The sequence below is a fragment of the Endozoicomonas acroporae genome (assembly GCF_002864045.1).
Lineage (GTDB): Bacteria > Pseudomonadota > Gammaproteobacteria > Pseudomonadales > Endozoicomonadaceae > Endozoicomonas > Endozoicomonas acroporae.
On record NZ_PJPV01000039.1, the window covers coordinates 1 to 9,321 of the forward strand.

The 9,321-nt window shown below is 49.4% G+C and carries 10 protein-coding genes; 6 read left to right on the forward strand and 4 right to left on the reverse strand.

Going from position 1 to position 9,321, the window contains the following annotated elements; genetic code table 11:
- Window positions 1-510: 510 nt before the first annotated feature.
- On the forward strand, window positions 511-1,731 hold the full coding sequence (locus CX664_RS06130; RefSeq protein WP_101745879.1) for an alpha/beta hydrolase: 1,221 nt from the start codon (window positions 511-513) through the stop codon (window positions 1,729-1,731).
- Window positions 1,724-2,032, forward strand: coding sequence for a hypothetical protein (locus CX664_RS25595; protein WP_145999859.1), 309 nt, complete (start codon window positions 1,724-1,726; stop codon window positions 2,030-2,032). Before CX664_RS06130 ends, CX664_RS25595 begins: the two co-directional genes overlap by 8 nt.
- Here CX664_RS25595 and CX664_RS06135 read toward each other — a convergent pair.
- Window positions 1,969-2,556, reverse strand: coding sequence for a YecA/YgfB family protein (locus tag CX664_RS06135; RefSeq protein WP_101745880.1), 588 nt, complete (start codon window positions 2,554-2,556; stop codon window positions 1,969-1,971). The genes CX664_RS25595 and CX664_RS06135 overlap by 64 nt on opposite strands.
- Before the next feature lie 199 nt (window positions 2,557-2,755).
- On the opposite strand from CX664_RS06135, the gene recQ reads away from it, so the two are divergent.
- Entirely contained in the window at window positions 2,756-4,582 is a 1,827-nt protein-coding gene (gene recQ, locus CX664_RS06145) for a DNA helicase RecQ (RefSeq protein ID WP_101745882.1), read from the forward strand.
- On the opposite strand, the gene CX664_RS06150 is transcribed toward recQ, so the two are convergent.
- Window positions 4,538-5,176 (reverse strand): SprT family zinc-dependent metalloprotease, encoded by a 639-nt coding sequence (locus tag CX664_RS06150; RefSeq protein WP_180966391.1) that lies wholly within the window; start codon window positions 5,174-5,176, stop codon window positions 4,538-4,540. The two genes, recQ and CX664_RS06150, sit on opposite strands and share 45 nt — an antisense overlap.
- A 158-nt stretch (window positions 5,177-5,334) precedes the next feature.
- Window positions 5,335-5,946: a Yip1 family protein gene (locus CX664_RS06155; protein ID WP_219622129.1), complete on the reverse strand. Its 612-nt coding sequence runs from the start codon at window positions 5,944-5,946 to the stop codon at window positions 5,335-5,337.
- 268 nt (window positions 5,947-6,214) lie between these two features.
- Here CX664_RS06155 and CX664_RS06160 point away from each other — a divergent pair, with 268 nt between their 5' ends.
- From CX664_RS06160 to CX664_RS06170, 3 genes are all read left to right on the forward strand, one after another.
- Window positions 6,215-7,027 (forward strand): glucosaminidase domain-containing protein, encoded by an 813-nt coding sequence (locus tag CX664_RS06160; RefSeq protein WP_101745884.1) that lies wholly within the window; start codon window positions 6,215-6,217, stop codon window positions 7,025-7,027.
- 22 nt (window positions 7,028-7,049) lie between these two features.
- A complete protein-coding gene (locus CX664_RS06165) occupies window positions 7,050-7,913 on the forward strand; it encodes a DUF547 domain-containing protein (RefSeq protein ID WP_244910629.1) in 864 nt (287 codons plus the stop codon).
- Window positions 7,914-7,995: 82 nt separating this feature from the next.
- Window positions 7,996-8,808 (forward strand): DUF547 domain-containing protein, encoded by an 813-nt coding sequence (locus CX664_RS06170; protein WP_101745885.1) that lies wholly within the window; start codon window positions 7,996-7,998, stop codon window positions 8,806-8,808.
- Between the two features lie 183 nt (window positions 8,809-8,991).
- Here CX664_RS06170 and CX664_RS06175 read toward each other — a convergent pair.
- Window positions 8,992-9,321, reverse strand: a 330-nt coding sequence (locus CX664_RS06175) for a transposase (RefSeq protein ID WP_180966392.1), incomplete at its 5' end; no start/stop codon positions are given.

Consider the following 9,321-nt stretch of genomic DNA (forward strand, 5'->3'; position numbering starts at 1 on the left):
TGTTGTCAGTAACACGCCTGCGCTTTATGGATGGGATGGGCCCGGATTCAGATTGCAGTTGATGCGGTGGAAATGTTCCAGTGCCCGTTGTTGTCTGTTCCACCTGGTAACCTGACATGGATCGCTTTCTTTCTTGTTTTCGGCTGTTTGCTGGCTGGTGCCTTCCGGCTTCAGTGGATGTTAACGGGGATGCCGTGTCTGCGGTTACTGAGGAGGAAGGTGACTGCATGCTTTCTTCGGGGATTACCTGTTTCCAGTTGGAGAATCGTCTGGGGATGACAACAATAGAACGTAAACGCCAATTTAACCAGCGTAATAGCCAACCCCGCCGGATCGGCTTATTCTTGAGATGCCTTCACTGCCCAGGGTAGAAGCTGCTCCAGTTTCTCAACCGTTTCGGATGTAGTCAGGCTTAAGCCTTGGCTAGCAATGGATGGAACTAATTACTGATTATATGGTCGAAGTATACGAAGGTTAACGAGTACCTACTTACAATATATCAGGCACCAGATGAATACCGTCGCACAATCCACCAGTAAAGCAATCAGTCCCTCATTTCCCGCAAGCTGGCAGATGCCAGAAAAACAACCCATCACGAATGCACACTTTGGCAACCGCCCTGTGGCATCACATTTAGTGAGTACTTCCCTCTTAAGTGGACACCTGACACCTGCTGAACCGACCTCCCCATCATTGTCCAGCTATGGGATATCCCAATGCTCATCAGTTGCCGGGTGGATGATTGAAAACCGGCTTGGCCTATCCAAACTGTTGGGCTGCCGCCTTGTTTCAGCACAATACTGCTACCTGTTTTCCGCTAAAGCCCACTTCCCCGCAAAGAGTCAGGCGATTATAGATTCTGCCTGTAACGCCAACCATCAGGACGGTTTCAGGACAGAAAAAATCACCCTCTCCCATGACGCCACAACCCTTTGCGGAGTCATTTGTTACCCCGCAGAGCAACAGTCCACACCATTGTCAGACCTGATCATTTTTAACAATATGAATGGTACAACCATCTCAAATTTCTTTGACAAAGACAGGCTTGCCAGCACATCCCATGGACTGCCAGATGGCAAACCCACAGAAACACCAGGCAATATTCAGCGGATTCTGGGCTGTCCCGTTCTTCTTTACGATTACACGGGCACCGGAATCAATAAAAGGGCAGGACTTTTACGCTATGCTCCTGCGGCCACCGGCGAAACCGTAATAAAGGATGCCATGGCAGTTTTGCACACGGCACTGAACCAACCCGGTATTGACAACATCACACTGATGGGAAGTTCATTGGGTGGCGGCGTTGCCACAGTTGCTCTGGAACGCTATCTCAGTAATCTGGGTGAAGATGAGGCAATACGGACCAAAAAACGCCTTACACTGGTTAACCATGACTCCTACAGCACCACTTCAAGAGTCGTCATTCCACAATTTCCCGAATTTGCCGATACCCTGGGTTGGTTGTTCGGTGCTCACATTGATGCAGCCACCCCCATGAAACAGTTGGTGGAATACCACAAGGTGAACACAATTATTCTCTCACGGGAAAACGATCATACGATTCGCAAGGGATCCCGGATGTACGAAATGTTTGCCAATGCTGCGGCAAAAGAAAGCCATTTATCGTGGTGCCATAGTAAGCTTCCCGGACACTCAGGCATTTCTGAAGAGCAGGCTGCTTTTCTTAAAAGTAAAATGTGTGATAGCTCCGAAAAAGAATCCGGTGTATAAGAGCGATCACGGCACCGTACATCATCTATTGCAAACCATCCGCACCATGATATCGATAAAGTTCTCTCCGGAATTTAAACCAACCATGGCCAGAAACATACCAATCTCCCGCAATGTCAGGAAGGTAGCAGTCGGTAGACTCTCACAGATTCCGGATGGCAGGGCGGAAGTCCGGGTAACTCAGGTTGAAATAGCCAGGGGTAACCAGAAGCATTCCCGGTTACCAGCCAGACCCAACTATGAACGTCGTTTTCCGGATGGGTGTGGCTTTTTCTCTTCCGGTGCATTGAAGATCAGGTAAAGCTCCATCAGCACTTCGGGAATCTGGCTGCACATATCTTCTGTGAGCTTACTGTCCCTGCGAATATCCTGAAATTCCTGTTCATCATCAAACAGGCCTGAGGCCAGCATGATCGGCAGCAGGAGTTCACAGACCTCCTGTTCATTGGTTCCGAACCAGACGTCTTCATCGAGGAAGTGAGCCACCATAAAACCGATGCACCAGTTGGCCAGGGCTTCATCGTCGTGGTCTTCCAGCTCTTCGGATTCGCAGGAGAGGGAAAAGCCCTCATCTTCGTCGTTAAATCCCCGGTCGATGGTCGTTTGCATTCTGGCAATAAGTTCATTCAACTCATTGGCACTGGCTGCTGGAAGCTCTACCTCACCATCAAAAATACTCTCGTTCCGTACCTGCTCGGTCAGGTTTATGGGGCAGATGGTCAGGGCTGTCAGGAAACCGTGAAGACCATGGTAGTCAAGAGTTCCTTCATTTTGTGGCGTAAAAGGCTGTAACAGCGCCTCCACAGAAGCACGGGTATTGGACATAGAGGGTATCCTGAAAATGTGAAAAGGGATTTTACTCTGGCTTGGCAAGCTATTAAAGCTGCCAATGGGTTGCCGGTGAAGTTTAGGCCAATTGCCGTGAAAAGCAGTGTTATGAAAATTCCGCTAAAGTCCGGGGTTCATGGTGAAATTGATAATAGGACTCCTTATACTGTGATTTTATCTGAAACTTTGCCTGTAGATGTCTGATCCTGCTCTGGATATTTTAAAAAATACCTTTGGTTACCAGTCCTTTCGAGGATTCCAGCAAGAGGTAATTAATGAAATCGTTGCTGGCCGTGATGCCCTGGTATTGATGCCAACAGGGGGAGGGAAATCGCTCTGTTACCAGATCCCCGCGTTATTAAGAGGTGGTACGGCAGTTGTCGTTTCTCCTTTGATTGCCTTGATGGATGACCAGATTAACAGTCTTCGGGAGCTGGGTATTCGTGCCGACTGTCTGCACTCCGCCATGCTGCCGGAAGACCGGCTTCAGGTTGAGCGGGAACTGCTGATCGGTGATCTGGATTTATTGTATGTAGCGCCGGAAAGACTGCTGACTGAGTCGATACAGCGGCTGCTGGATCAGATTCAGGTGGCTTTGTTTGCTATTGATGAGGCTCACTGTGTCTCTCAGTGGGGGCACGATTTCCGGCCGGAATACCTGCAGCTCTCCTGTTTGCAAACACGGTTTTCGGGGGTTCCCCGAATTGCCCTGACAGCGACGGCCGATCAGAGAACCCGCCAGGAAATCCGTGAACGACTGGGGCTAGGAGCTGCCCGGGTATTTATAGATAGCTTTAACCGACCCAATATTTTCTACCGGATCAGCCAGAAGAAGCAGGGTAAGCAACAGCTGCTGAACTTTCTTAATAAAGAGCATCCCGAAGATTCCGGAATTGTTTATTGCCTTTCCCGTAAGAAAGTGGAGCAGACTGCCCAGTGGTTGACGCAGTCAGGGCGAAAGGCGCTGCCCTACCATGCCGGACTTTCACCGGAAGAACGGTGGGCAAACCAGCACCGGTTTATCGTCGAAGAAGGGATCATTATTGTCGCGACCATTGCCTTTGGTATGGGGATTGATAAACCGGATGTGCGGTTTGTTGCCCATCTCGACCTGCCAAGAAGCATTGAAGCCTATTATCAGGAGACCGGGCGTGCGGGGCGGGATGGCCTGCCCGCTACCGCCTGGATGGTTTATGGCTTACAGGATGTGGTGCTGCTCAAACAGCTACAGGCCCGCTCCAGTGCCAGTGTGCATATTCAACAGATAGAGCAGCAAAAGCTGGAAGCCATGCTGGCGCTTTGTGAGGTGACCGGATGTCGACGACAGGTGTTGTTGAATTACTTTGATGAGCCTCTGGATAAACCCTGCGGCTATTGTGACTTGTGTCTTGAGCCACCGGAAATATGGGATGGGACTGAAGTTGCCCGCAAGGCGCTGTCCTGTATTTACCGCAGTGGGCAGAGCTTCGGGGTGGCCCATCTTGTGGATATTCTGCTGGGCAAAAGCACCGATAAAACCCGCCGTTTTGGTCATAACCGGCTTAGCACCTTCGGTATCGGCACCGAGCTGGATCAGAGCAGCTGGCGGTCGGTCTATCGCCAGCTGGTGGCCAGAGGGTATGTGAATGTGGATCACGACAGTCACGGTGCTCTTAAATTGAATCAGCGTTGCCGGTCACTGTTAAAAGGTGATGAGCGTATTCAGTTACGCCGTGATCGTTATGAGCCTTCCCGGAAGTATGAGCAGGAATACCGGGAAGTTGGTCGTGTGGTGGTGGAAGCCCATGATCAGCAGTTGTGGGAGGCTTTGCGCCAATGGCGCCGTAGCCATGCTGAGGAACAGAATGTCCCCGCTTATGTCATCCTGAACGACAAGACCCTGATGGAGCTGATAAAGGCTCGTCCTCAATCCCATCTTGAATTGTCGAGAATCACTGGAATAGGGCAATTCAAGCTGGAAAAATACGGCGATGACTTATTAGCAGTTTTGGGGAGCAGCCCGGACGTTACCGAGAAATGTTAATGGCCCTTTACAGGCGGTGCACAGATAGACCGTTCCCCGTTGCGAGCGGTTGTGTCGTATGGTGCTCAGGTGAATCGTCTTGCCCTGACAGTGGCATCGATACAGCCACTGCTTCCGGCTGCTGCTTCCTGTGTCGAACCGGTGACAACGATCGGCGGGAAGTCTGAATACCCTGGTCATGATCCCTTGCCACTCTCGGCCATGGGCCCGGATGTTTCGGCCAAACAGTTCATAGGCCAGCAGGTGGGCCACCTCGTGGGCGACGGTTTGTTGGATAAAGTGCTCACGGTTTTCCTGAAGCAGCACTTTATTAAAGCGCAGTTGATGTTTTTCAATCCACGCCTGACCCGCTGTCTCCCCGGTGAGATCCAGTCGAATATAAGGTTTTTTAAACGGTTGTTGAAAAAAGCGTTCTGCTTCCTGATAAAGCTCAATAATCCGCTGTTCAATTTGGTGAAGGTCGTTCGGCAATGGTTTGTCTGCTCCCTGAGTTTGCCCGCAAATCATAGTGGATTGCTCAGGATTGTGAAATCCGTAAGGCACAAAAAAAGCCGCATAAAACGGCCTTGGGAATAGTTCTTGAATAATTTCCACAAGCCTCCAAACTCCGTTCGTCCTGAAGCCTGTCGAAGGGCGTAAACTCCCAAGCATGATAGATCGTGCCCGGGACCCTTCGACTCCGCTCAGGGTGAACGGAGAGCGAGTGCTAAATGTTGGAATCATTTAAGGATAATTAATCGTTAAGATTGGGACTAATAACTCTGCACATACTCAGGCCCAATGCCCATACCCCAGAAAATCACGGTAGTGATCATGATGGCAACCAGAACCACCAGGCCAATACAGAGAACCGAGCTGGCATAGATAAAGCCCTGTTCCTGAGGAATTTTCATAAAAATATGGAGACCACTGTACAACAGGTAGGCCGTGGCAGATACCGCCACAGTGCCGGCAATAATAGCCAGCCACAGTGATGGATAGAGACCACAGATACCAATGAGAAACAGAGGATAGGCGGTATAGCAGGTAAAGGCTGTACAGTCTGCCAATGACGGGTCGCTGTTGAAGTTACCGCTCATCCAGTGGATAAACCAACTCATGACCGCAACGCCACAGACCATCGCCATCCAGGCAAGGATGGACATCCACAGGGCACTCTCATGTGTGAGTCTTACCACATTGGTGCTGCCGGGAAGGCTCCAGCCAGCCATCGTAGTACCAATGTAAGTGCAGATGGCGGGCAGGGCTGCCAGCCAGATGATTTGGCCAAGGTAGAGCTGGATCAATCCGGGCGGGTTCTTGCGAATGCTGACCCATTCGTTGTCGGGCTCAGTAAGCAAGCCCCAGAAATGGCTTAGGATCATAACAGTGCCTCCGTGTGTTCGGCAGGATATCAGGCCGCTTCTTCCACTGAAGTGGTGGATACTGATACTGACCGGCGCTTAACCTTTGTTATTATTATTGGCTCTCTGCAGAGGTTTTCCATCGCAGAACCGCGTTAAGCCGCTCCTCAAGTGTTGTCATGTTTCGCCCGGTTTGTAAAGAAACTGAACGTTTTTTAGTGGATTTTCTGCCTTTTTTGGCCATCAGCCTTTATCCTGTTGCTGATCAAAATGTTTTACTGAGGTACTCATGCTCAATAAGATTGATAAAATTATGTTGGGTGTTTTTCTGGCGTTAATGGTGCTGTCTTTGGGGATTCACTGGCAGGGTAAGTTTGCGTCAGGGCCTGAAATGCCGGGAACGGGGGCGGTTGAAAAGACAGAAGCGTTGCCGGTTGTGACCATACCGGATTTCAGCAGCATGGTTGATGTCAAGGTTAAGAAAAGTGCTTTCTTTGGCTTTTTATTGCCGATAGTGCAAGAAGAGAATGATACGATTTTACAAAATCGTCAGCGGATTATGGCGTTATCTTCCCAGTCAGAGCTGATGGAGAACGATCGGTTATGGCTGGCTGATATGGGTAGAAAGTACCGTATAGGTGATGTGTCAGCTTTTGATGAACTGTTTTTTGCCGAGTTGCTGGCGTCTGTCGATATGATCCCTGCTTCTCTTGCCCTGGCTCAGTCGGCTAATGAAACAGCGTGGGGGACTTCACGATTTGCCCGACAGGGTAACAACTTCTTTGGTCAGTGGTGTTTCAAACCGGGATGCGGAATTGTACCCGGGGCTCGCCCGGCAGGAGAGACCTACGAAGTTCAGAAGTTTAAGGATGTTGCGGCGTCGGTCCGTGCTTATATGCACAACCTGAACACCAATCATCAATACAGGGCTTTGAGGCAGCTGCGGGAGCAGAGAAGAGTCAGTCAGGAGCCAGTCACAGGCGCTGACCTGGCCTATGGTTTGCGGGCATATTCCATCCGGGGTGAAGAATATATTGAAGAACTGCTTTCCATGATCAACAGTAATCAATTGCTGCGGTATGATTTAAACAATCAAGGCTAAATAATTAAAAGAAGGAATTCCCGTGACCATATCATTCAGCAATTCTGCCTCGCTCCGTTTTTGCTTTGCCAATCTATGGCGAACATCAAAAACATTGTCCCTTGGTGCTTTGCTGCTCATCCTTCCGGGCCTGGTGATGGCAGCGCCTGCCAGCACCTACTGGGCATTTTGGGACAAAAGCAATCCAGAGTCGTCTGCGGTGATCAATCACCATCTCTGGCAGGAGATACTGGATACCTATCTGGCACTTCGCCCGGGTGGCAATCGCTTTCGATATGGGCTGGTCAGTCAGGAAGATCGGGACAAGCTTGATAAATACCTGGCGGATATGGCCTCCCTGGACCCAAGGACATACTCTTTAGCAGAGCAGAAAGCTTACTGGATCAACGTTTATAACGCGTTAACGGTTGATCTGGTGCTGGAACACTATCCGGTTAAATCCATTACCAGGATTGGCCCGTGGTACCAGTTTGGCCCATGGGATATGGATATCACCCAGGTAGCAGGGCAAAACCTCACGTTGAATGATATTGAGCACCGGATTCTCAGACCACTATGGGACGATAGCCGTATTCATTATGCGGTGAACTGTGCCAGCATCGGTTGCCCGGATTTGTCCCCAACGGTGTTTACCGCAGACAATACTGAGCCAATGCTGGATGAACTTGCCAGGCGCTTTATCCGGCAGGAAAAAGGCATGAGCTGGGTGGAAGGCAAGCTGACGCTGTCGCGCATCTATGAATGGTATGAACAGGATTTTGTTGATCAGGCGGGGGTTGTTTTGCACCTGCGCCAGTTTGCTTCTCAGGCAAATGCCCGGCGGCTGAAAAAATATACCGGTACGATTCAGTACCAGTATGACTGGCGATTGAATGAGCTGAAGTAGCCCGTTTCTTTGCCGATCAACTTTCTTAATCAGGCGCTTCACCAGAGGATGGCTCTGAAATAACGCTAAAAAGGTGCCATGTATGGCCAGATACGTCGTTTCAGTTTTGCTCTTACTGTTCAGTATTGCGGTCCAGGCAGTTCCATCCCCGGATCGCTGGTCATACTGGGATAAGGCTGACCAGAGTAGTGAGCAGGTGGTTGATCACTCACAATGGCAGAACTTTCTGGATCGCTACGTCATACTCTCGGAATCAACCGGAATGTATATGGTTGAATATGGGCGTGTTACCAAAACTGAAAAAGGCAGTCTGGATGCATATCTGAACAGTCTTGCCGTGCTGGACCCCAGAAAGCTGAATCGTACTGAGCAGCTGGCTTATTGGATCAACCTGTATAACGCATTAACCGTTGACCTGATCCTTGATTACTACCCGGTCAAGTCCATTACCAAGCTGGGTAAGGGATGGTTCCGTATGGGACCCTGGCGGGATGAACTTATCATGATTGCTGGTCAGACTATCTCCCTGCACGATATTGAGCATCGAATTCTCCGCCCCATCTGGAACAATCCCCGGATTCACTATGCACTGAACTGCGCCAGCATTGGCTGCCCTGATTTATTGCCTGATGCGTTCCGGGGAAAAAGGATTGATCAACAGTTGGAGGCAGCCGCCCGACGCTTTATTAATCAGAAAAAAGGCGCAACCCTGATCAATGGTCGCCTGGTGCTGTCCAGTATTTTTGACTGGTATGAAGATGACTTTATTGATAAAGATGGGGTATTGAACGAGATTAAGTCATTTGCCAATGATGATTTAAAGCATCAATTGGAAAACTACAGAGGACGGATCAGTTACCGTTACAACTGGAAGCTTAATGAATACAGGCCGTAATAAAATAGCGTTGTCGTTTTTGCCATTTCATCTTTCCTGTCTTGCTACTGATATTATTGCTCTGCGTCAGATATCTTACGCGAAGACCGACTTTTGACCCATAGATCAATAAATAACACTACATGGTCGGCCGAAACGGCATTTTTAACAGACGCTCCCTAATCATGCCCGAAAACCGCGTTTTCAAGCAGTTATTAAATTCTCAAACTGAATAGCAGGCTTACCAGCTTGTACATTTAGGAATACACCTACGTTGTAAGCCAGTAACTTGCGGGCCATTCTTGCTGTCATGCGCCACATATTACGGCAGCCACTGTGCTCAATATCGAAATAATGTGCCAACTGTCCAATGATGGTTTCGATTCTGCGCCTGACCCGCATAATCAGTTTGACGAATTTTTTTGGCCGGTTATCTTTCATGTTTTTTTTCAATGGCGTTTGCAGGTCGATACCAACCGCTTCGCAATCCTCTTTGAAAATCGGCTTAATGTAGCCTTTGTCTCCCAACAACAA